This window comes from Candidatus Pantoea symbiotica (genome assembly GCF_056491525.1).
In genome coordinates this window covers 4,241,661-4,264,307 of sequence record NZ_JBSZHR010000002.1, presented here as the reverse complement: position 1 = coordinate 4,264,307, position 22,647 = coordinate 4,241,661, and the positions used below count along the sequence as shown (strand labels likewise).

Annotated in this window: 17 protein-coding genes, 1 tRNA gene and 3 rRNA genes; 4 read left to right on the top strand and 17 right to left on the bottom strand. The window is 53.8% G+C overall.

The features are described 5' to 3' along the window. Window positions 1-197: 197 nt before the first annotated feature. Window positions 198-1,148 (top strand): type I pantothenate kinase, encoded by a 951-nt coding sequence (coaA, locus tag ACXIZX_RS20470; protein WP_036649080.1) that lies wholly within the window; start codon window positions 198-200, stop codon window positions 1,146-1,148. Between the two features lie 61 nt (window positions 1,149-1,209). Here the strand turns inward: coaA and birA are convergent, their stop codons facing one another. The 10 genes from birA to pepQ form a co-directional block, all read right to left on the bottom strand. Then, on the bottom strand, window positions 1,210-2,172 hold the full coding sequence (gene birA, locus ACXIZX_RS20465; protein WP_479404828.1) for a bifunctional biotin--[acetyl-CoA-carboxylase] ligase/biotin operon repressor BirA: 963 nt from the start codon (window positions 2,170-2,172) through the stop codon (window positions 1,210-1,212). Then, window positions 2,169-3,206 (bottom strand): UDP-N-acetylmuramate dehydrogenase, encoded by a 1,038-nt coding sequence (gene murB, locus ACXIZX_RS20460; RefSeq protein WP_479404827.1) that lies wholly within the window; start codon window positions 3,204-3,206, stop codon window positions 2,169-2,171. The genes birA and murB overlap by 4 nt, the downstream gene beginning before the upstream one ends. A gap of 147 nt (window positions 3,207-3,353) precedes the next feature. Next, window positions 3,354-3,469, bottom strand: a 5S ribosomal RNA gene (gene rrf, locus ACXIZX_RS20455). 107 nt (window positions 3,470-3,576) lie between these two features. After that, window positions 3,577-6,482, bottom strand: a 23S ribosomal RNA gene (locus tag ACXIZX_RS20450). Between the two features lie 213 nt (window positions 6,483-6,695). Further along, window positions 6,696-6,771 (bottom strand) — tRNA-Glu (locus ACXIZX_RS20445). Between the two features lie 89 nt (window positions 6,772-6,860). Continuing rightward, window positions 6,861-8,401, bottom strand: a 16S ribosomal RNA gene (locus ACXIZX_RS20440). The 16S, 23S and 5S rRNA genes sit together here with 1 tRNA gene alongside, the layout of an rRNA operon. 408 nt (window positions 8,402-8,809) lie before the next feature. Beyond that, the gene (hemG, locus tag ACXIZX_RS20435) at window positions 8,810-9,346 is read right to left on the bottom strand and encodes a menaquinone-dependent protoporphyrinogen IX dehydrogenase (RefSeq protein ID WP_154156845.1); all 537 of its coding nucleotides are present in this window, start codon (window positions 9,344-9,346) and stop codon (window positions 8,810-8,812) included. 17 nt (window positions 9,347-9,363) lie between these two features. Further along, entirely contained in the window at window positions 9,364-10,815 is a 1,452-nt protein-coding gene (trkH, locus tag ACXIZX_RS20430) for a Trk system potassium transporter TrkH (RefSeq protein WP_008105835.1), read from the bottom strand. Window positions 10,816-10,842: 27 nt separating this feature from the next. Continuing rightward, complete coding sequence (locus ACXIZX_RS20425) at window positions 10,843-11,460, bottom strand: IMPACT family protein (protein ID WP_008105833.1); 618 nt, start codon at window positions 11,458-11,460, stop codon at window positions 10,843-10,845. Continuing rightward, on the bottom strand, window positions 11,460-12,791 hold the full coding sequence (pepQ, locus tag ACXIZX_RS20420; RefSeq protein ID WP_036648706.1) for a Xaa-Pro dipeptidase: 1,332 nt from the start codon (window positions 12,789-12,791) through the stop codon (window positions 11,460-11,462). Before pepQ ends, ACXIZX_RS20425 begins: the two co-directional genes overlap by 1 nt. 186 nt (window positions 12,792-12,977) lie before the next feature. Between pepQ and fadB the strand changes: the two genes are divergently transcribed. Beyond that, a complete protein-coding gene (fadB, locus tag ACXIZX_RS20415; protein WP_479404826.1) occupies window positions 12,978-15,161 on the top strand; it encodes a fatty acid oxidation complex subunit alpha FadB in 2,184 nt (727 codons plus the stop codon). A gap of 10 nt (window positions 15,162-15,171) precedes the next feature. Further along, on the top strand, window positions 15,172-16,335 hold the full coding sequence (gene fadA / locus ACXIZX_RS20410) for an acetyl-CoA C-acyltransferase FadA (protein WP_479404825.1): 1,164 nt from the start codon (window positions 15,172-15,174) through the stop codon (window positions 16,333-16,335). A 118-nt stretch (window positions 16,336-16,453) separates the two neighbouring features. Here fadA and fre read toward each other — a convergent pair whose 3' ends face one another. The 3 genes from fre to pepE all read right to left on the bottom strand — a co-directional run bounded on the left by fre (window position 16,454) and on the right by pepE (window position 19,484). Next, window positions 16,454-17,155 carry an NAD(P)H-flavin reductase gene (fre, locus tag ACXIZX_RS20405; RefSeq protein WP_479404824.1) on the bottom strand — a complete coding sequence of 234 codons (702 nt, stop codon included), beginning with the start codon at window positions 17,153-17,155 and terminating at the stop codon, window positions 16,454-16,456. Window positions 17,156-17,194: 39 nt separating this feature from the next. Then, window positions 17,195-18,679, bottom strand: a complete 1,485-nt coding sequence (gene ubiD, locus ACXIZX_RS20400; protein WP_008105823.1) for a 4-hydroxy-3-polyprenylbenzoate decarboxylase — start codon at window positions 18,677-18,679, stop codon at window positions 17,195-17,197. A 73-nt stretch (window positions 18,680-18,752) separates the two neighbouring features. After that, window positions 18,753-19,484 (bottom strand): dipeptidase PepE, encoded by a 732-nt coding sequence (pepE, locus tag ACXIZX_RS20395; RefSeq protein ID WP_277966881.1) that lies wholly within the window; start codon window positions 19,482-19,484, stop codon window positions 18,753-18,755. 209 nt (window positions 19,485-19,693) lie between these two features. Here pepE and rfaH point away from each other — a divergent pair, with 209 nt between their 5' ends. Next, complete coding sequence (gene rfaH / locus ACXIZX_RS20390) at window positions 19,694-20,182, top strand: transcription/translation regulatory transformer protein RfaH (protein WP_008105818.1); 489 nt, start codon at window positions 19,694-19,696, stop codon at window positions 20,180-20,182. Here the strand turns inward: rfaH and tatD are convergent. The 4 genes from tatD to tatA all read right to left on the bottom strand — a co-directional run bounded on the left by tatD (window position 20,179) and on the right by tatA (window position 22,568). Beyond that, a complete protein-coding gene (gene tatD, locus ACXIZX_RS20385) occupies window positions 20,179-20,961 on the bottom strand; it encodes a 3'-5' ssDNA/RNA exonuclease TatD (protein ID WP_312663390.1) in 783 nt (260 codons plus the stop codon). The two genes, rfaH and tatD, sit on opposite strands and share 4 nt — an antisense overlap. A 61-nt stretch (window positions 20,962-21,022) precedes the next feature. Next, entirely contained in the window at window positions 21,023-21,781 is a 759-nt protein-coding gene (gene tatC / locus ACXIZX_RS20380) for a Sec-independent protein translocase subunit TatC (protein ID WP_008105814.1), read from the bottom strand. A 2-nt stretch (window positions 21,782-21,783) separates the two neighbouring features. Next, window positions 21,784-22,311, bottom strand: coding sequence for a Sec-independent protein translocase protein TatB (gene tatB, locus ACXIZX_RS20375; protein WP_008105812.1), 528 nt, complete (start codon window positions 22,309-22,311; stop codon window positions 21,784-21,786). 2 nt (window positions 22,312-22,313) lie between these two features. Next, window positions 22,314-22,568 (bottom strand): Sec-independent protein translocase subunit TatA, encoded by a 255-nt coding sequence (gene tatA / locus ACXIZX_RS20370; RefSeq protein WP_008105810.1) that lies wholly within the window; start codon window positions 22,566-22,568, stop codon window positions 22,314-22,316. Window positions 22,569-22,647: the final 79 nt, after the last annotated feature.

The window sequence follows — 22,647 nt, the reverse complement described above, 5'->3', positions numbered from 1 at the left end:
AAGAAAAATGCGGGTACGCTTGCGAAAGCGTGCTCCTGTTTATCATTTTACTTCTTTTTAAAGTCACACTGGTGTTACCCTCCTGCCCATTGTTCTCGTTAATTACCCCTGTGACGTGCAATTGAGTTTGATACATCGTTGTATGCCTAATGCAGCAAGGTGTTGATGAATCAGAATTTGCACTCAGATGCATGCTTATGAGTAAAAAAACGACACCTCTTACTACGCCCTATTTGCAGTTTAATCGCCAACAATGGGCAGCACTGCGCGATTCAGTACCAATGACGTTGGCTGAAGGTGAAATTGAGCGTCTGCGTGGTATCAATGAAGACCTTTCATTAGAAGAAGTGGCCGAGATTTATCTGCCGCTATCGCGTCTGCTTAATTTCTATATCAGTTCTAATCTGCGTCGTCAGGCAGTGCTTGAGCAATTCCTTGGCACTAATGGGCAAAAAATCCCTTATATCATCAGTATTGCCGGCAGCGTTGCGGTAGGAAAAAGCACAACCGCTCGTGTGCTTCAGGCGCTGCTTAGCCGCTGGCCAGAACACCGCAAAGTTGAACTGATCACTACTGATGGTTTTTTGCATCCTAATGCCGTGCTCAAAGAACGCGGTTTGATGAAGAAAAAAGGGTTCCCGCAATCTTACGATATGCATCGCTTGGTTAACTTCGTATCTGATTTAAAATCGGGTGCTAACCAGGTAACAGCGCCGGTTTATTCTCATCTGATTTACGATGTCATTCCGGATGGCGATAAGGTCGTACAACAGCCTGATATTCTTATTCTTGAAGGATTGAATGTGCTGCAAAGCGGTATGGACTATCCTCACGATCCTCATCATGTATTTGTGTCTGATTTCGTGGATTTTTCAATTTACGTCGATGCACCAGAGTCCTTACTCGAGAGCTGGTATGTAAATCGATTTTTGAAATTCCGTGAGGGCGCGTTTAGCGATCCGGACTCTTATTTCCATCACTATTCGCAATTACCAGAAGAAGATGCACTCGATATTGCGCGCGGGCTATGGCAAGAGATTAACTGGCTTAATTTAAAGGAAAATATCCTGCCTACACGTGAACGGGCCAGCCTTATTATGACTAAGTCGGCTGATCATGCTGTGCAAAGTGTACGCTTGAGAAAATAGCCTTTTTTAATAAAATGCCCATAAAAGATTGTGGGCATTTTAATTTGTTAGTTGGTATGCATTAATTGTCTGGACGCAGTGAAATCTCGCCCCCGACCCAGGATTTAATGACTCCATCCTGCTCCAGTAATAAACCGCCCTGCTTATCAATACCTCGCGCAATGCCATATACTTCACGATCCCCTATAAGAAGCTTTACTGGGCGATTAATGAAGTTATCAAGGACTTCCCAACGAGAGACAAAAGGCGCCAAACCATCGCGCTCAAAAATGGGTAATGCTTCACGCAGGCTATTTATCAACTTCGCAGCCAACTCGTTCCGGTCAATATCAACTCCAGCTTCCTGAAGATTAATCCAACCCTGATTAATTTCCGCCGTACCTTCTGAACGCATCAGCAAATTGACGCCAGCACCTATAACGATCTGAGCGGCATCGCCGGTTTTACCGGTTAACTCAACTAAAATACCGGCAAGTTTACGATCGTTAAGATAGAGGTCATTTGGCCATTTCACCCGAACATCAGGTGCACCCAATGACTGAATTACTTCTGCCATGATGATACCAATCACCAGACTCAGGCCCATCGCCGCGGCTGGCCCCTGCTCCAGGCGCCAATACATGGACATATACAGGTTGGAACCAAACGGTGAAAACCACTTACGTCCGCGACGTCCGCGCCCTGCTTGCTGATATTCGGCAATGCATGCGTAGCCAGACGGCAATTGATCCATCCGATCCAGCAAATACTGGTTGGTAGAATCGATTACAGGAATCACCGCCAGATTAGGTTGATGCAGGTGAGATTGAATGACTTCTTCATCCAGTAACTGGATAGGTTCCGGTAAGCTATACCCCTTACCCGTCACCGTATATACATCCAGACCCCAGCTTTTTAAAGTCTGTATATGTTTATTGATGGCGGCGCGGCTCATGCCAAGCGCTTCGCCCAGTTGTTCACCAGAGTGAAATTCACCATCAGCCACTAATGCAACCAACTTTAACGGCACGCTATTATCTTTCATGAAATTACCTCAACGGCGTTACGCTCGCCTCGAGCACCGATAAAGCGTACTTCTGGCTCCAGCCAAACATCAAATTTTTGACCGACTCTATTTCTGACCTGATGCGCCAAATCTACAATATCCTGTGGAGTGGCATGATCTTCATTAATCAGTACCAAAGCCTGTTGGCGGTGAACTGCGGCACCGCCAACACGAAAGCCTTTAAGACCACATTGATCGATCAACCAGCCAGCTGCTAATTTCATTTCACCGCTGGCCTGAGGATAATGAGGAATAGATGGCCACTTCTTAATTAATGCAGTTGCATGCTCAGCGGTGATGAGCGGATTTTTGAAGAAACTTCCCACATTGCCTGTAATTTTTGGGTCGGGCAGTTTACTTTGACGCATATGGCAAACAGCATTGAATACATCCCACGCACAAACTGTTGCTGGGTTTAATTTAGTAAGATCGCCATAAGTCAGAACAGGTTTCCACTGTTTCGCCAGACGTAATCCCACTGCAACTATGACATAGTCATTCTTCATTGCATGTTTAAAAACGCTATCGCGGTAGCCAAACTGACACTCTTCCCGATACAAACGAATAATCTTTTGGGTTGGAAGATGTAAAGCTTCAACGTAATGACAGGTATCTTTAAATTCGACACCATATGCACCGATATTTTGAATCGGTGCTGAACCTGCCATGCCGGGAATTAGCGCCAGGTTTTCCAATCCTGTAATGCCCTTCTTCAGCGTCTGTTCAACTAAAGCATGCCAATTTTCGCCAGCACCAACATGTAAATGCCATGCTTCGTCATGCTCTTCGATAGTTATGCCTTTAATCGCATTAACGACCACAGAGCCGCTGAAATCATCCAAAAAGAGTACGTTGCTCCCTTCGCCTAATACAATAAAGGGCTGATTTAATTGCTGACTGTTTTTCCAGGCAAGGGTAATAGCGTCAGGAGTTTCAGCGATGGTAAGCGTTTGGGCATTGATCGCAAGACCAAGGGTGTTGAAAGCTTCTAAGGATGTATTGGGGCTGGACATTTCACGGCCTTTACTGATTAATCTGGCCGTAGTTTACCTGATCGGCAGGTTGCTAGTTTGATGTTTTCGTATTTCTGGTGGGATATTACTAATATCCAGACGTAAAAAAGCCCCGAACTCTCGTTCGGGGCTTCTTCACTATTTGATGCCTGGCAGTTCCCTACTCTCGCATGGGGAGACCCCACACTACCATCGGCGCTACGGCGTTTCACTTCTGAGTTCGGCATGGGGTCAGGTGGGACCACCGCGCTAAAGCCGCCAGGCAAATTCTTTGTGCAAAAACGAATAACATTCGCTTCCGCTAAATCTTTAATCCGTAAAACAAGCTGAAAATCTTCGGTCTCTCAGACCAAAACGCCTCTGGCGTTGTAAGGTTAAGCCTCACGGGTCATTAGTACCGGTTAGCTCAACGCATCGCTGCGCTTACACATCCGGCCTATCAACGTCGTAGTCTTCAACGTCCCTTCAGGACTCTCAAGGAGTCAGGGAGAACTCATCTCGGGGCAAGTTTCGTGCTTAGATGCTTTCAGCACTTATCTTTTCCGCACTTAGCTACCGGGCAATGCCATTGGCATGACAACCCGAACACCAGTGGTGCGTTCACTCCGGTCCTCTCGTACTAGGAGCAACCCCCCTCAATTCTCCAGCGCCCACGGCAGATAGGGACCGAACTGTCTCACGACGTTCTAAACCCAGCTCGCGTACCACTTTAAACGGCGAACAGCCGTACCCTTGGGACCTACTTCAGCCCCAGGATGTGATGAGCCGACATCGAGGTGCCAAACACCGCCGTCGATATGAACTCTTGGGCGGTATCAGCCTGTTATCCCCGGAGTACCTTTTATCCGTTGAGCGATGGCCCTTCCATTCAGAACCACCGGATCACTATGACCTGCTTTCGCACCTGCTCGAGCCGTCACTCTCGCAGTCAAGCTGGCTTATGCCATTGCACTAACCTCCTGATGTCCGACCAGGATTAGCCAACCTTCGTGCTCCTCCGTTACTCTTTGGGAGGAGACCGCCCCAGTCAAACTACCCACCAGACACTGTCCGCAGCCCGGATCACGGGCCTACGTTAGAACATCAAACATTAAAGGGTGGTATTTCAAGGTTGGCTCCACGCAGACTGGCGTCCACGCTTCAAAGCCTCCCACCTATCCTACACATCAAGGCTCAATGTTCAGTGTCAAGCTATAGTAAAGGTTCACGGGGTCTTTCCGTCTTGCCGCGGGTACACTGCATCTTCACAGCGATTTCAATTTCACTGAGTCTCGGGTGGAGACAGCCTGGCCATCATTACGCCATTCGTGCAGGTCGGAACTTACCCGACAAGGAATTTCGCTACCTTAGGACCGTTATAGTTACGGCCGCCGTTTACCGGGGCTTCGATCAAGAGCTTCTCCTTGCGGATAACCCCATCAATTAACCTTCCGGCACCGGGCAGGCGTCACACCGTATACGTCCACTTTCGTGTTTGCACAGTGCTGTGTTTTTAATAAACAGTTGCAGCCAGCTGGTATCTTCGACTGCCTTCGGCTCCATCCGCGAGGGACTTCACCTGATGACAGCGTGCCTTCTCCCGAAGTTACGGCACCATTTTGCCTAGTTCCTTCACCCGAGTTCTCTCAAGCGCCTTGGTATTCTCTACCTGACCACCTGTGTCGGTTTGGGGTACGATTTCGTGTTACCTGGAGCTTAGAGGCTTTTCCTGGAAGCAGGGCATCAGTTACTTCACCACCGTAGTGGCTCGTCGTCACGCCTCAGCCTTAAGATATCCCGGATTTACCAAAGATATCAGCCTACACGCTTAAACCGGGACAACCGTCGCCCGGATAACCTAGCCTTCTCCGTCCCCCCTTCGCAGTAACACCAAGTGCAGGAATATTAACCTGCTTCCCATCGACTACGCTTTTCAGCCTCGCCTTAGGGGTCGACTCACCCTGCTCCGATTAACGTTGAACAGGAACCCTTGGTCTTCCGGCGAGCGGGCTTTTCACCCGCTTTATCGTTACTTATGTCAGCATTCGCACTTCTGATACCTCCAGCACCCCTCACAGGCCACCTTCAACGGCTTACAGAACGCTCCCCTACCCAACAACGCCTAAGCGTCGCTGCCGCAGCTTCGGTGCATGGTTTAGCCCCGTTACATCTTCCGCGCAGGCCGACTCGACCAGTGAGCTATTACGCTTTCTTTAAATGATGGCTGCTTCTAAGCCAACATCCTGGCTGTCTGTGCCTTCCCACATCGTTTCCCACTTAACCATGACTTTGGGACCTTAGCTGGCGGTCTGGGTTGTTTCCCTCTTCACGACGGACGTTAGCACCCGCCGTGTGTCTCCCGTGATAACATTCTTCGGTATTCGCAGTTTGCATCGGGTTGGTAAGCCGGGATGGCCCCCTAGCCGAAACAGTGCTCTACCCCCGAAGATGAGTTCACGAGGCGCTACCTAAATAGCTTTCGGGGAGAACCAGCTATCTCCCGGTTTGATTGGCCTTTCACCCCCAGCCACAAGTCATCCGCTAATTTTTCAACATTAGTCGGTTCGGTCCTCCAGTTAGTGTTACCCAACCTTCAACCTGCCCATGGCTAGATCACCGGGTTTCGGGTCTATACCCTGCAACTTAACGCCCAGTTAAGACTCGGTTTCCCTGCGGCTCCCCTATACGGTTAACCTTGCTACAGAATATAAGTCGCTGACCCATTATACAAAAGGTACGCAGTCACCCCATAAATGAGGCTCCCACTGCTTGTACGTACACGGTTTCAGGTTCTGTTTCACTCCCCTCGCCGGGGTTCTTTTCGCCTTTCCCTCACGGTACTGGTTCACTATCGGTCAGTCAGGAGTATTTAGCCTTGGAGGATGGTCCCCCCATATTCAGACAGGATACCACGTGTCCCGCCCTACTCTTCGAACTCACAGTATGTGCACTTTCGTGTACGGGGCTATCACCCGGTATCGCGCGACTTTCCAGACGCTTCCACTAACGCACAAACTGATTCAGGTTCTGGGCTGTTCCCCGTTCGCTCGCCGCTACTGGGGGAATCTCGGTTGATTTCTTTTCCTCTGGGTACTTAGATGTTTCAGTTCCCCAGGTTCGCCTCGCAACACTATGTATTCATGTTGCGATGATGCACTGAGTGCACCGGGTTTCCCCATTCGGACATCGTCGGCTGTAGCGGTTCATATCACCTTACCGACGCTTTACGCAGATTAGCACGTCCTTCATCGCCTCTGACTGCCAGGGCATCCACCGTGTACGCTTAGTCGCTTAACCTCACAACCCACAGGCGTTTTGCAACGCTGCAGACTGCAGGCATTGAGAGACTCGAACATATCGCAGCTTCATTCTTATTACGGAGAATGAATACGATACGTCGTTTCAATTTTCAGCTTGTTCCGGATTGTTAAAGAGCAATATCTCAAACATGACGGTTAAGTCAGTTTTGAGATACTTCGTGGAGACACCTTTCACCTGTCACCAAGCAAGTGGCGTCCCCTAGGGGATTCGAACCCCTGTTACCGCCGTGAAAGGGCGGTGTCCTAGGCCTCTAGACGAAGGGGACACGAGTAGTGTCACGACTTCGCAGCCGTCTTGCTCATTACTTTTTATCAGACAATCTGTGTGAGCACTGCGCGGGAAGGTATCTTCAGGTAAGGAGGTGATCCAACCGCAGGTTCCCCTACGGTTACCTTGTTACGACTTCACCCCAGTCATGAATCACAAAGTGGTAAGCGCCCTCCCGAAGGTTAAGCTACCTACTTCTTTTGCAACCCACTCCCATGGTGTGACGGGCGGTGTGTACAAGGCCCGGGAACGTATTCACCGTAGCATTCTGATCTACGATTACTAGCGATTCCGACTTCACGGAGTCGAGTTGCAGACTCCGATCCGGACTACGACGCACTTTATGAGGTCCGCTTGCTCTCGCGAGGTCGCTTCTCTTTGTATGCGCCATTGTAGCACGTGTGTAGCCCTACTCGTAAGGGCCATGATGACTTGACGTCATCCCCACCTTCCTCCAGTTTATCACTGGCAGTCTCCTTTGAGTTCCCGGCATAACCCGCTGGCAACAAAGGATAAGGGTTGCGCTCGTTGCGGGACTTAACCCAACATTTCACAACACGAGCTGACGACAGCCATGCAGCACCTGTCTCAGCGTTCCCGAAGGCACCAAAGCATCTCTGCTAAGTTCGCTGGATGTCAAGAGTAGGTAAGGTTCTTCGCGTTGCATCGAATTAAACCACATGCTCCACCGCTTGTGCGGGCCCCCGTCAATTCATTTGAGTTTTAACCTTGCGGCCGTACTCCCCAGGCGGTCGACTTAACGCGTTAGCTCCGGAAGCCACTCCTCAAGGGAACAACCTCCAAGTCGACATCGTTTACGGCGTGGACTACCAGGGTATCTAATCCTGTTTGCTCCCCACGCTTTCGCACCTGAGCGTCAGTCTTTGTCCAGGGGGCCGCCTTCGCCACCGGTATTCCTCCAGATCTCTACGCATTTCACCGCTACACCTGGAATTCTACCCCCCTCTACAAGACTCTAGCCTGCCAGTTTCGAATGCAGTTCCCAGGTTAAGCCCGGGGATTTCACATCCGACTTGACAGACCGCCTGCGTGCGCTTTACGCCCAGTAATTCCGATTAACGCTTGCACCCTCCGTATTACCGCGGCTGCTGGCACGGAGTTAGCCGGTGCTTCTTCTGCGGGTAACGTCAATCGGTGAAGCTATTAACTCCACCGCCTTCCTCCCCGCTGAAAGTACTTTACAACCCGAAGGCCTTCTTCATACACGCGGCATGGCTGCATCAGGCTTGCGCCCATTGTGCAATATTCCCCACTGCTGCCTCCCGTAGGAGTCTGGACCGTGTCTCAGTTCCAGTGTGGCTGGTCATCCTCTCAGACCAGCTAGGGATCGTCGCCTAGGTGAGCCATTACCCCACCTACTAGCTAATCCCATCTGGGCACATCCGATGGTGTGAGGCCCGAAGGTCCCCCACTTTGGTCTTGCGACGTTATGCGGTATTAGCTACCGTTTCCAGTAGTTATCCCCCTCCATCGGGCAGTTTCCCAGACATTACTCACCCGTCCGCCACTCGTCACCCGAGAGCAAGCTCTCTGTGCTACCGTTCGACTTGCATGTGTTAGGCCTGCCGCCAGCGTTCAATCTGAGCCATGATCAAACTCTTCAATTTAAGTTTGATTTGCTGAAACAAGTTCAGCGATGCTCATCTGTAAAACGTCATAATGAATTTCATTATGTGTTCACTCGTGAGGCTTTGATATTTTTTACGTCCGGAGACGCTGATATCAATCCTGCGAGTGCCCACACAGATTGTCTGATAAATTGTTAAAGAGCGTTGCGAACAGCGGCTGAACCGTCTGTCGCGAGGTGGCGTATATTACGCTTTCCTCTTTCGGAGTCAAACACTTTTTTCAGCGTTTTCATCCAGCGGGATGAATTTCTTCACTCCCTGCTGAGCCGTCTGCGTTGCCGCTTTGCCGTCTCAGTGGTGGCGCATTATAGGGAGTTATTCGGAGGTGACAAGGGTTTATTGCAAATAAATTACTGTTCGACCTAAATTTCGCCACAACGCTGTATTTCACAACGATTTGCCTGGTAACTGCGCAAAATCCTGGGCAAAAAGCGCCACTTTATTCCAATCAGTGTATTCCACTTCTTTCGATGCATCGGTTTCGCCGCCGGTCATACGCATAATGAATTGAATCATGACGCGATCAAACCAGCGATAACGCGGATAACGCAACGCCCCGGCGAAAACCGCACAGCAATCAGGTTGCCACGGTGACTGCTCCAGGAACTTGCGCGTATAAGCATTGGTCTCTGGTGTGCACTTATCGGCTTTGCGCGCCGTGAGATTGACACTAAAGAAGCCGCTTACGCGCTGCTGCAACTTAGCTTTATGCTGCGTAACAAACTTAAGCAAAGCCGGATTGAAATGACCGTAGCGGATCGAAGCACCAATCAGCACGCGATCGTACTGCAACCAATCAATCTGGTTTGCCTCCAGTAGATCGATCACGTCACATAGTTGATGCGGCACTAACGTCTGCGCAATGCGCGCGGCAATGTCACGGGTTTGCCCATCGCGGCTGGAATACAGAATCAACGCTTTCATTACTCAATCCTATTTTATTATTCGCGCCAGAAGGTCGGCGTGAACAGCACCAGCAGCGTGAACACTTCAAGGCGTCCAAACAGCATGGTCAAAATCAAAATCCACTTCGCGACATCATTCATTGAAGTGAAGTTGTCTGCCACGACACCCAAACCGGGCCCGAGGTTATTCAGAGTCGCGGCCACGGCAGCAAAAGCAGAGAAGTCATCCACGCCGGTGGCGATGATGGCCAGCATACTGAGCAGGAACACCAGCGCATAAGCTGAGAAGAAACCCCACACCGCTTCGAGGATACGTTCCGGCAACGCGCGGTTGCCCAGTTTGATGGTGTAAACCGCATTCGGATGCACCAAACGTTTCAGCTCTCGCGAACCCTGTTTGAAAAGCAGCAGAATGCGGATCACCTTCAATCCGCCGCCCGTAGAACCCGCCATGCCGCCGATAAAGGCCGAACACAGCAGCAGCACCGGCAGGAACAGCGGCCAGCGTGCAATGCTGTCGGTGGTGAAACCGGCCGTGGTCGCCATCGAAACCACCTGGAAAAACGCCTGATTCAACGTTTGCCAGCCGCTGGCGTACACATTGTGGAACCACAGCACGATGGTACAGATCAGCACTAAGGTCAGTTGTACACCAATAAACATGCGGAATTCGGGATCGCGCCAGTACACTTTCAGGTTGCGACCACTTAATAAAGAGAAGTGCAGGCCATAGTTACAGCCCGATATCAGCAGAAATACCGCGACGATGGTATTGATGGTTGGGCTATTAAAGTAGCCGATGCTGGCATCATGGGTTGAAAACCCGCCAATCGCGATAGTCGAGAAGCTATGGCCGATAGCATCGAACATCGGCATGCCCGCCAGCCACAGCGCCAACGCGCACGCGACGGTGAGCAACACATAGATCAGCCACAGCGTTTTCGCTGTTTCCGCAATACGCGGGCGCATCTTGTTATCTTTCAGCGGACCCGGCATTTCAGCGCGATAGAGCTGCATTCCACCCACGCCCAGAATCGGCAGAATCGCCACCGCCAGCACAATGATTCCCATCCCGCCGAGCCACTGCAGCATCTGCCGATAGAACAGAATCGCTTTCGGCAGCGTATCCAGTCCCACCAGCGTGGTGGCTCCGGTGGTTGTGAGGCCAGAGAAGGATTCAAAGAACGCATCAGTAACTGAAAGATGTGGCTGCTCGGCGAAGATAAACGGCATCGCACCAACGCTGCCCAGCACGGTCCAGAACAGCACCACGATGAGGAAACCTTCACGCGGCTTAAGTTCGCTTTTCTGCTTGCGGTTAGGCCACCACAGCAGCGAACCGATAACGATCGCCATCATAAAGGTCTGACTGAACGCGCGCCCGGCTCCATCACGGTAAATCAAGGCGACGAGGCCCGGTAAAATCATGGTCACCGAGAACAGAATCACCAGCAGGCCCACGATGCGGGTAATGGCGCGAAAATGCATTCAGCCGTTTCCTTTAAACAGAAGCTTTTAGTTTGTCAGCGGGATGAGCGTCAGCGCGCCCCGGCTGTAATCAGAGAGGTTTTGGCGAAAGCCATCAATCTGCGCATGCGGCAACGCTAAACGCAGCGCAATACGATCCTGATAATGGCTCTCTTCTATAATGCCGTCAAAACGTTGCAGCAGGCGCTCAATGTCGCTGAGTTGGGCGTAATCGCATTGCAGGGTAAAAGATTCCATCGGCACTTTACGTTGACGCGCCAGTTGCTTCAGCCCTTGCTGCACGCCGCCGCCATATGCTTTAACCAATCCGCCGGTGCCCAGCATGATGCCACCATAATAACGCACCACCACTGCGGTGATCTCTCCGACGCCGCTGCCCATCAACTGGGCCAGCATCGGTTTGCCGGCGGTGCCGGATGGTTCGCCATCATCAGAGAAACCCAACTGTTGCGAATCATCCGGCGCGCCTGCCACCCACGCCCAGCAGTGATGCCGCGCGGTGGGATGTTCCTGTTTCACCTGCTGCACAAACGCGCGCGCCGCTTCCACGCCCGCCGTGTGCGCCAGCAAGGTGATGAAGCGGCTTTTCTTGATGGTTTCCTCGCTGAGACTCACGGCCTCAGCGGGGATGTCGTAAGCATCCATCAGGCAAGGTGCAGATCGCGCGTCATGTTTTCAATGCGATTAGTGTGAATCACCACGTTATCCTCGATACGAATACCGCCGTACGGTTTCAGTGCATCGATTGCCGCCCAGTCAAAGTATTGACTGAACTTGCCGCCGCGCAGCTTCGCCAGCAGCGAATCGATAATATAGAAGCCCGGTTCGATAGTCAGCACCATGCCAGGTTCCAGCACGCGTGTACAACGTAGATACGGATATTGCGACGGTGCCGCCAGATGCGTGCCGTTGTCGTCCTGCATAAAGCCAGCCACGTCGTGCACCTGCAGGCCAAGCGGATGTCCAAGGCCATGTGGCATAAACGGACCGGTTAAATCTTCGGCCACCAGCGTCTCTTCGGTCAGGCCTTTCACCAGTTCGAACTTCAGCAGCAGACGCGCAATGCGCTGATGCATCTGCAGATGATAATCGGTATAGCGCACGCCAGCTTTCAAAGTAGCGATCAGCGCCAGCTCTTCCTTGTTCATCGCCGCAACCATTTCGGCATAGCGCGATTTGCTCTGCGCCGCATAGCTGCGCGTCAGGTCAGCGGCGTAACCGAGATATTCCGCACCGGCGTCAATCAGGAAGCTGTGGCGTTTGGCCGGCGGTTGATGATCCAGTTTGGTGTAGTGCAGTACTGCGGCATGTTCATTCAGCGCGATGATGTTGCCGTAAGGCACATCGGTATCGCGATGGCCGGTTGCGGTCAGATAGGCGATATTGATATCGAACTCGCTCATGCCAGAGAAGAACGCCTCTTTGGCCGCGCGATGCCCCGCCACCGCCAGCTTCTGCGCTTCACGCATACACGCCAGTTCGTACTCAGTTTTGATACTGCGATGATAATGCAGGAAATCGATCACGCCTTTCGGGTTCACCTGCTCGCTGTTAATGCCGAGCTGGGAAGCGCGTGACGGCACCGGACCGATATAGGCCACGTTTTCGCGCTGTGCAGGCAGCAACTGCGCGATCTCATCGGCACTCTTCAGGCCAATCACATCGACATCGTTGGTCCAGAAGCTGTTGGGCAGCGGCTCAACGTTGTGCCAGTAATCTACCGGTGAATAGAACCACAGCTTGGGTTTATTCACGCCATCAATCCATAACCAGCAGTTTGGCACCTGCGTCACCGGCACCCACGCTTTGAACTGGGGATTCACCTTAAACGGATAGTCGTGATCGTCGAGAAAAACGGTCAATAACTCGCCGGAATGAATCAGCATGGCATCAAGCTTAAAGCGAGCCAGCACCTGCTGCGCTCGCTGCTGCAGCGTATTGATGTGCGCGTGATACAGGGTTTTCAGTGAATCCATGGACTTGTCTCCGATGTCGCGAAAGTGGCCGCAGTGTAGCACAGCCGTGTAAGCGATGCCGTGCTGCACGCGCTGTGATCGTTGTATCAAATAAGCAAACTCTCGTTTGCAAATAATTAACATCAGACTCACAATCCAACTCATCTGGTATGACCAGATCAACTTTCGCGGTTTCAGGAGACGGACATGCTCTACCAAGGCGATACCCTTTCAGTTCACTGGCTTGACGACGGCATCGCCGAGCTGGTTTTCGATGCGCCCGGTTCGGTGAACAAACTCGATACCAAAACCGTTGCCTCATTGGGCGAGGCATTAAGCGTATTGGAACAGCAACCCGCGCTGCGTGGGCTGTTGCTCTCGTCGGCCAAACCGGCATTTATCGTCGGTGCCGACATCACAGAATTCCTGTCGCTGTTTGAGGCGCCAGAAGAGAAGCTGAGTCAGTGGTTGGCATTTGCCAACAGCATCTTCAATCGCTTAGAAGATTTGCCGGTGCCAACCGTGGCCGCTATTGATGGCTATGCGCTGGGCGGCGGCTGTGAATGCATACTGGCGACCGACTTTCGCGTTGCCACGCCCACCGCACGCATCGGCCTACCGGAAACCAAACTGGGCATCATGCCGGGCTTTGGCGGCAGCGTGCGTTTGCCGCGCCTGCTCGGTGCCGATAGCGCGATGGAAATCATCGCCGCCGGTAAAGATGTTGATGGCAACAGCGCCCTGAAACTCGGTTTGGTGGATGCGGTGGTCAGCAGCGACAAACTACGTGCCGCCGCGCTCACCGTTTTGCAGGACGCCATCGTGCAGGGCAACTGGCAGGCACGCCGCGCGCCGAAGCTGGCGCCGCTGAAACTCAGCCCGATTGAAGCCGCCATGAGCTTCACCATCGCCAAAAGCATGGTGCTGCAAACCGCAGGCAAACACTATCCGGCACCGATTACCGCCGTGAAAACCATTGAAGCCGCTGCCAGCCTCGGACGTGATGATGCGCTGAAGCTGGAAACCGCCGCTTTTGTGCCGCTGGCGCAGAGCGATGTGGCGCGTGCGCTGGTCGGCATCTTCCTGAACGATCAGTACGTCAAAGGCCTGGCGAAGAAGCACAGCAGCGCGGCCGGTGCGCCGCAGCAAGCCGCAGTATTGGGCGCAGGGATTATGGGCGGCGGCATTGCTTATCAATCGGCATGGAAAGGCGTGCCGGTGGTGATGAAAGATATCAATCCGCAGGCGTTAACGCTGGGCATGACCGAAGCCAGCAAGCTGCTGAACAAACAGCTGGAGCGCGGCAAAATTGACGGCGCCAAACTGGCCAGCGTACTCACCACCATTCAGCCGACGCTGGATTACGCCGGATTCGAACGTACCGATGTAGTGGTAGAAGCGGTAGTAGAAAATCCGCAGATCAAAGCCAAAGTGCTGGCAGAAACCGAACAGCATCTGCGCGAGGACGCCATTCTTGCCTCCAACACCTCAACCATCCCGATTAGCCAGCTGGCGCAAGCCTTAAAACGCCCGGAAAACTTCTGCGGCATGCACTTCTTCAATCCGGTGCCGCGTATGCCGCTGGTTGAAGTGATTCGCGGAGAGAAAACCTCAGAAGCCACCCTGAGCAAAGTGGTGGCCTGGGCGAGCAAAATGGGCAAGACGCCGATTGTGGTGAATGACTGTCCCGGCTTCTTTGTGAATCGCGTGCTGTTCCCCTACTTCGCCGCTTTCAGCCTGCTGCTGCGCGACGGCGCGGATTTCCGTCAGGTCGATAAAGTGATGGAAAAACAGTTCGGCTGGCCGATGGGCCCAGCGTGGCTGCTGGATGTGGTTGGCATTGATACCGCGCATCACGCTCAGCAAGTGATGGCGCAAGGCTTCCCGTCACGCATGCAGAAAGATTATCGCGACGCGATCGACGTGCTGTTCGAAGCCAAACGTTACGGCCAGAAAAACGGTCAGGGCTTTTACCGCTGGGAGCAGGATAAAAAAGGCAAAGCGCAGAAGAAAGCCGATGCAGCTGTCGATGCGCTGCTGGAACCTATTTGCCAGCCTAAGCGCGTGTTCAGCGATGACGAGATCGCCAACCGCATGATGCTGCCGATGCTCAACGAAGTGGTGCGCTGCCTCGAAGAGAAGATCATCGCTTCACCGGCCGAAGCCGATATGGCGCTGGTGTACGGTTTAGGCTTCCCGCCGTTCCGTGGCGGCGCGTTCCGCTACATGGATACGCTGGGCAACAGTAACGTGGTCGATCAGGCCAAACGTTATAGCGCGCTCGGCCCGCTTTACGCGCTGCCGGAGCTGCTGTTGCAAAAAGCCCATCAGCATCAGAGCTGGTATCCCGCGGTGCAACCGATTGACGAAGCGGCGCTGCAAAGTGCCTGAGGTAATGAAAATGGAAAAAGTAGTCATTGTTGATGCGGTCCGCACGCCGATGGGCCGCTCCAAAGGCGGTGCGTTCCGCCAGGTGCGCGCAGAAGATCTCTCGGCGCATTTGATGCGCGAGCTACTGAGCCGCAATCCGGCGGTCGATCCCGCCACGCTGGACGACATTATCTGGGGCTGCGTACAGCAGACGCTGGAGCAAGGTTTCAACATTGCACGTAACGCCGCGCTGCTGGCCGAGATCCCGCATCGCGTGCCAGCCAGCACTGTCAACCGCCTGTGCGGTTCGTCGATGCAGGCACTGCACGACGCGGCGCGTGCCATTATGGTTGGTGATGCGCACAGCTGCCTGATTGGCGGCGTAGAACATATGGGCCACGTGCCGATGAGCCACGGCGTGGATTTCCATCCCGGCCTTGGTCGCACGGTAGCGAAAGCGGCGGGCATGATGGGGTTAACCGCCGAAATGCTGGCGCGCATGCATCACATCACGCGTGAGCAGCAGGATGCTTTTGCGCTGCGTTCGCACCAACGTGCCTGGGCGGCAACCCAGCGCGGCGATTTCAAGCGTGAGATTGTGGCGACCTACGGCCACGACGCCGATGGCGTGTTGAAACGTTTTGAGAGCGACGAAGTGATTCGCGAAGAGACCAGCCTCGAAGGATTGGCTGCGCTGAGCCCGGCGTTCGATCCGGTCAACGGCACCGTGACCGCAGGCAGCTCCTCCGCACTTTCCGACGGCGCAGCCGCAATGCTGATCATGAGCGAAAGCCGCGCACGCGAACTCGGTCTGACGCCGCGCGCGCGTATTCGCAGCATGGCAGTGGTCGGCTGCGATCCGTCAATCATGGGCTACGGTCCGGTTCCAGCCAGCAAGCTGGCGCTCAAGCGTGCCGGACTCAGCGTGCAGGATATCGACCTGTTCGAGTTCAACGAGGCTTTTGCCGCACAGGCTCTGCCGTGCATCAAGGACATGGGCTTGATGGAACAGCTGGATGAGAAAGTGAATTTGAATGGCGGCGCGATTGCGCTCGGTCATCCGCTGGGATGTTCCGGTGCGCGTATCAGTACCACGCTGCTGAATCTGATGGAGCGTCGCGATGCGCAATTTGGTCTGGCGACCATGTGCATTGGCTTAGGCCAGGGCATCGCCACGGTGTTCGAACGGGTTTAATACGTTAATGTTGCACGTGTTCCCGCCCTTTCGGGCGGGCTTTTTTGCGCAATAAATTGCGCCGCTACGAATCCGTGCACATTATCGTAGCGACGCGATTCATCGCGTTCTATTGACCTTAAATAAACGCAAACGCATCGCCGAACATCTGCGCTTCCAGTGCACCGCGCTCGGCGCAGAAACGCTCACGCGCAATCTTCGCCATCTCAAAACGACCGGCAATATAGATATCGTGCTCGCTAAGCGACGCGAAATCCTGCATCACCGCCGTTAGCACCGTGCCGTTGCGCCCGGTCCAGTCATCCGCCGGTTGTTCAACTACCGGAATCACTTTCAGGTTCGGATGTTTAACCGCCAGCGCATTCAGCTCATCCAGATCGTACAGATGCATCAACTCACGGCCGCCCCAGTAAATCGCTATCTCGCGATCGGGTTTCTGTGCCAGCGCGGTCAGCAGAATAGAGCGCGCATAGGAGAAGCCGGTGCCGCCCGCAATCAGAATGATCGGACGCTCACTGTCTTCACGCAGCCAGGCATCGCCGTGCGGCATATCGACGGTAATCTGGCGATCGTTCTTGATGCGGTCCATCACCGCCATCGCGTAGAGATTGAGATCCGATGCGCCAATGTGCAGCTCAATGATGTCCTTTTCCATTGGCGTAGAAGCCAGGGAAAACGGGCGCTTATCGCGCTCATCCATCACCACCATCAAATACTGTCCTGCGCGGAAGTTAAAATCCGCCGCCGGAATTAAACGAACGCGGTAAACCGTGTCCGTAATCGCTTCAACCGAAGTCACTTTGCAGCTTAACGTTGTCATGCGTTCCCTTTTTCTTCGGGTCTAATTGGTCTGCCGCCGTTAGCGCTGCGGCGGCTCGGCAAAGATAGCTAACTCATCCCAAATGGCGTCAATGCGCGCGGTCACCGCCGGATCTTTCACAATCGGCGTGCCCCACTCGCGCGTGGTTTCGCCCGGCCACTTATTGGTCGCATCAAGTCCCATCTTCGAGCCTAAGCCGGAAACCGGCGAGGCGAAGTCGAGATAATCGATCGGCGTGTTCTCAACCAGCACCGTATCGCGCGCCGGATCCATGCGCGTGGTAATCGCCCAAATCACATCATTCCAGTCGCGTGCGTTAACGTCGTCATCGCACACAATCACGAACTTGGTGTACATGAACTGACGCAGGAACGACCACACGCCGAACATCACGCGCTTAGCGTGACCAGCATACTGTTTCTTGATCGTCACTACCGCGAGGCGATAAGAGCAACCTTCCGGCGGCAGATAGAAATCCACGATCTCCGGGAACTGCTTGATCAGAATCGGCACCAGCACTTCATTGAGCGCCACGCCCAGCACCGCCGGTTCATCCGGTGGACGTCCGGTGTAGGTTGAATGATAAATCGGGTTGCGACGTTGCGTTACGTGCGTCACGGTAAACACCGGGAAGCTGTCTACTTCATTGTAGTAGCCTGTGTGGTCGCCGTACGGACCTTCCGGCGCGACATCGCCCGGCTCGATGTATCCTTCCAACACGATTTCCGCGCTGGCCGGCACTTCGAGTTCGTTCGAAACGCACTTCACCACTTCGGTTTTATTACCGCGCAGCAAACCGGCAAAGGCGTATTCGGAGAGCGTATCCGGCACTGGCGTCACCGCGCCGAGAATGGTGGCAGGATCGGCGCCCAGCGCTACCGACACAGGGAAACGTTCGCCCGGATGCGCTTTACACCACTCCTGGAAATCCAGCGCGCCGCCGCGATGCGACAGCCAGCGCATAATCACGCGGTTCTTGCCGATCACCTGCTGACGATAGATACCCAGATTTTGTCGCTCTTTATGCGGGCCACGCGTGACGGTCAATCCCCACGTAATCAGCGGCGCAGCATCGCCCGGCCAGCATTTCATCACCGGGATGCGCGACAGATCGACTTCATCGCCGCTGAAAATCTCTTCCTGGCACGGCGCATTGCGCAGGCGCTTAGTAGGCATATTCAGCACTTGCTTGAACTGCGGCATCTTATCGAACAGATCGCGGAAGCCTTTTGGCGGTTCCGGCTCTTTCAGGAACGCCAGCAGCTTGCCGACTTCACGCAGCGCACTGACCTCTTCCTGGCCCATGCCCATCGCCACGCGCTTTGGTGTGCCAAACAGATTACACAGCACCGGCATGTCGTAGCCTTTCGGGTTTTCGAACAGCAGCGCCGGGCCGCCGGCGCGCAGCGTGCGATCGGCAATTTCAGTCATCTCTAACTCAGGATCGATCTCCTGAGTGATGCGCTTTAACTCGCCACGCTGTTCCAGCAATGCGAGGAAGTCTCGTAAATCCTGATATTTCATGCGGCTTTAGCTTTCCGGCCAGAGTGAAGCGCCATTATAGGGGCGTTTCACGCTGACATGTTGAGGTTTTGCGTCAGGCAGGCTGACAGGAAAACGGCACCAGCGACTGAATCGCCAATACATCGTGATAAGCGGCAATCGGCTCGCCGTGGCGGAACACTTTGAAGTCTTCGCCGCGTGCGCTGTAGTAACGCAGGCGATTCTCGCTCACGTGCAGGAAGCTGGCTTCGCGCAGCGCAATCACCGATTCATGCGGATTAACGGCACAGAACTCGGCCAGACGTTCGTCACGCGTTTCGCCCATGTGGCCGCTGACGTGCGCATCAAGGTAATGCGGATTGATCTGCACCGGGAACAGCCCAAGCGCGGGCAACACTACGCTGCTGCGCACCGGCATGTCGTTGGTGGTACGAATGGAAGGCGTTGCCACATTGCAACCGGCGCTCCAGCCGACGTACGGCACACCACGCTCGCGCACCGCGCGTTGGATGGCGACGATCAAGCCGTGCTCGTGCAGCATTTGATTGAGGAACCAGGTATTTCCGCCGCTCACCAGAATCAGCTCAGCTTGTTCAATCGCCGCAACGGGCGATGCGAACTCGTGCACGGTGCGCACTTCAATGCCTAACGACGCGGATAAATCCTGCGCGCGCTGCGCATGATCACCACGAATAATCGCGTACGGCACCAGCACCGCCGAGGTGATGCCACGCTGGGCGATCATCGCGTGCAGCTGCGGGTGGGCGTAACCTAACAGCGGCGCATCGTCAGCCACTTTGCCGTTACTCAACAGGAACAGTTCCATCAGCCACTCCTTTTCAATCGAAAGATGGGGATGGAGTCTGATACAGATGGTCGTCAGCCGTCAATTTTCTTGCAAGAAAGCGTAAATAAGCCGCATCAATCGGATAAATCGTAGTGAAATTGTTTTCAGCGCCCGGTTTCCACCCGCCGATGCGCTATAACTCTGACAACTGATTTGATATTCTTAGCGTCCATTATTTGGGAGCGGTTATGGAATCCTGGTACTTACTCTATTGCAAACGTGGACAACTGTTGCGCGCGAAAGAGCATCTTGAGCGGCAAGAGGTGAATTGCCTCAGCCCAATGATCGCTCTGGAGAAGATTGTGCGCGGTAAACGCACCACCGTGAGTGAGCCGCTGTTCCCTAACTATCTGTTTATCGAGTTCGATCCCGAAGCGATTCACACCACCACCATCAGCAGCACGCGCGGCGTCAGCCACTTCGTGCGCTTTGGCACCATGCCGGCCACCGTATCGCATGATGTGATCGAAGCGCTGCAAACCGACGCGCCGCAGATCGTGCTCGATCCGGAAACTCCGCAGAGCGGTGATGAAGTGATCATCACCGATGGCACTTTCGAAGGGCTGCGCGCCATTTTTGCCGAGCCGGATGGTGAAACGCGCTCCGTTCTGCTGCTCAACATGCTGAACAAACAGGTGATGCGCAGCGTGGATAACAAGCAGTTCCGTAAACTCTAAACGAGTTTAAACAGCTGACGCGCGTTGAGATTAACCTGCGCACCTAGCGCTTCTGCTTCTTCGCCACGCCAGTTCGCCACCTGCTGCACAATATGCGGCAGGAAGCACGGCTCATTGCGGCGCGAAGTGGGACGCGGATGCATATCGCGCGGCAGTAAATACGGTGCGTCGGTTTCCAGTAACAGGCGTTCAGCCGGAATCAGCGGCAGCAATTCACGCAGTTCCATACCGCGACGTTCGTCGCACACCCAACCGGTAATGCCCACCGACAATCCCAGCGCCAGACACGCTTGCAGTTCGTCACGCGTACCGGTAAAGCAGTGAACGACTGCGCCCACCAGTTTTGGCAGCCACGGCTCAAGCACCGCGACAAAACGATCGTGCGCTTCACGGCAATGCAGAAACACCGGTAATTGCAGTTCAGCGGCCAACGCCAGCTGCGCATCGAAAGCGTATTCCTGCTGATCGTGGGCCGAGAGATTGCGATTGAAATCCAGGCCACATTCGCCAATCGCGACCACCTGCTCGCTTTCCGCCAGACGACGTAGGGTATTCGCAGTTTCCGCCGACCATTCACTGGCATGGTGCGGATGGACGCCAGCGGTTGACCAGCAATATCCTGCATGTTGCGCAGCCAGTTGGCGTGCTTGCTGGCTCTCTAATGCATTGGTGCCGGTAATTAACAGGCCGGTGACGCCTGCTTCGCGCGCACGTTTTACCACCTGATCGCGATCTTTTGCGAATTGCGTGCTGGTCAGGTTTACACCGATATCAAACATGTTTTCTCCCCAATAAAAAAACCGCCCAGCGGGGCGGTTTAGATGCATCTTACCGAAGACATCAGGATTCGGTGTTGTGTTCCTCATCCGAAGACTGACGTCCTTTACCCACATAGTAGCGGGAGAAGAATACGCCGACTTCAAACAGGCAGTACATCGGAATAGCGAGCAAAGTTTGCGAGAAAACATCCGGCGGTGTGAGCAGCATCCCAACCACGAACGCGCCAACCAACATATAAGGACGTTTCTTCTTCAAATCTTCAGGTGACGTAATGCCGGTCCAGCACAGCAGCACAATCGCAATCGGCACCTCAAACGCCACACCAAACGCCATGAAAATCGTCATGACGAAATCGAGGTAGTTGGTGATATCCGTTGCGATGGTGACGCCTTGCGGCGCGGTTTTGGCGAAGAAACCAAACGCCAGCGGGAACACGATGAAATAGGCAAACGCCACGCCGACGTAAAACAGCAGCGTACTGGAGAACAGCAACGGCATCACCAGTTTACGCTCGTGGCGATAGAGTGCCGGTGCCACAAACGCCCACACCTGATACAAAATCACCGGCACGGCCAGAAACACCGAAACGATAATGGTGAGCTTGATCGGCGTGAAGAAAGGCGATGCCACGTCGGTGGCGATCATGCTCGCACCGGCTGGCATCTGGCTAATCAGCGGTGCCGCAACCAGATGGTAGATATCATTCGCGAAATAGACCAGGCACAAAAAGATGACTAAAACAGCGATGATGCAATTCAACAAACGCTTGCGCAGCTCAATCAAATGGCTAATGAGCGGTTGGGTATCTTCAACGGCCATGTTTATCGTTCATCTTTTACGAGAGAAATCTTCGCGGTGCTTTCAGGAGCACTGGCGACGGGATGGGTTTCTGCTTCTGAAGCGACGTTGTCTGGCTGCGGAGCCTGTGCGGGTGCACTGGTTTGATGTTCCGCTGCAGCAGGCGTGACCGCGGGTGAAGTCACGGGCTGCGCTGCTGCTGGCTGAGTCTGATGAATGGTGTTGGCTTCATCTTCCTCTTTTTCGACATCGATACTCTGCTGCACCGAACGCTTCATCGAGTCGGCGGTTTTACGCAGCTCTTCCATCGACTCTTTCAGCTCGGGTGACAGCGTGCCACGGCCCGCTTCTTCCACCTTTTTCAGGCTGTCCTGCAATTCCTGCAGTTTCAGCTCTTGCGCCAGTTCGTTTTGTACATTCGCGGCCAGCGAGCGAATGGCTCTGATCCAGCCGACGACGGTTTTCACCGCAACCGGTAATCGTTGCGGGCCAAGCACAATCAGCCCGATCACGAACACCAATACCAGTTCACTAAAACCAATGTCGAACACAGTTATACCTGCTTGTCGTTCCGGGCGTCGTCTTTAGTCGCCGTGGTTTGCTGTTTGTCTGCCAGAGTTTTGGCGTTGAAGTCAGCGTCCTGCTCTTTCGGTTGATCCTTTTTATCGTCTTCATCGCCCATAGCTTTTTTGAAGCCGCGAATGGAAGATCCTAAATCCGAACCCAGGTTGCGAAGCTTGTTGGTACCGAACAGAAGAACAACAATGACGGCAATGATTAACAATTGCCAAATACTGATACCGCCCATGAGATATGCCTCTAATATTCTGTGAAAAACTGTTGACTGTAACGCACAGAAAGCCCGTATGATTTCGGGCTTTAGCTTG